This window comes from Micromonospora sp. DT201 (assembly GCF_049841575.1).
GTDB lineage: Bacteria > Actinomycetota > Actinomycetes > Mycobacteriales > Micromonosporaceae > Micromonospora.
The window spans coordinates 1-512 of the sequence record NZ_JBNCKP010000080.1; the positions used below are offsets into that span (position 1 = coordinate 1).

Here is a 512-nt window from a genome sequence, read left to right on the forward strand (position 1 = left end):
CCATCCTGATTAATCGCACTACCCCGCACCACCGCCAACACCCGGTGACCATTGCGACGCGCATCCGACAACCGCTCCAGAACGAGCAAACCCAAACCGTCAGAGAAACCGGTCCCATCCGCCCCGGACGCATACGACTTACACCGACCATCGGGAGCCAGGCCCTGTTGCCGACTGAACTCCAACAACAGGAACGGGCTCGCCATCACGGTCACGCCACCAACAAGTGCCATCGAGCACTCGCCGGACCGCAGCGCCTGCGCGGCCAGATGCAGCGCCACCAGCGACGACGAACACGCCGTGTCCACCGTGACGGCCGGCCCTTGCAGCCCCAGGGAATACGCCACTCGACCCGATGCCACGCTGGAGGTCGTACCGGTCAGCCGGAAGCCTTCCAGCTCGGGTGTCGACCGGGGCCCGTAGTCAGTAGCCACCACGCCGCAGTAGACGCCGGTGTCGGTCCCACGCAACGACGTCGGATCAATACCAGCGTCCTCGAACGCCTCCCACGC

1 protein-coding gene is annotated in these 512 nt (G+C 65.6%); it reads right to left on the reverse strand.

Translation table 11 applies throughout. The features are described 5' to 3' along the window. The coding region (locus ACLQ28_RS34485; protein WP_425690445.1) for a beta-ketoacyl synthase N-terminal-like domain-containing protein at positions 1-512 on the reverse strand (512 nt) is incomplete at both ends.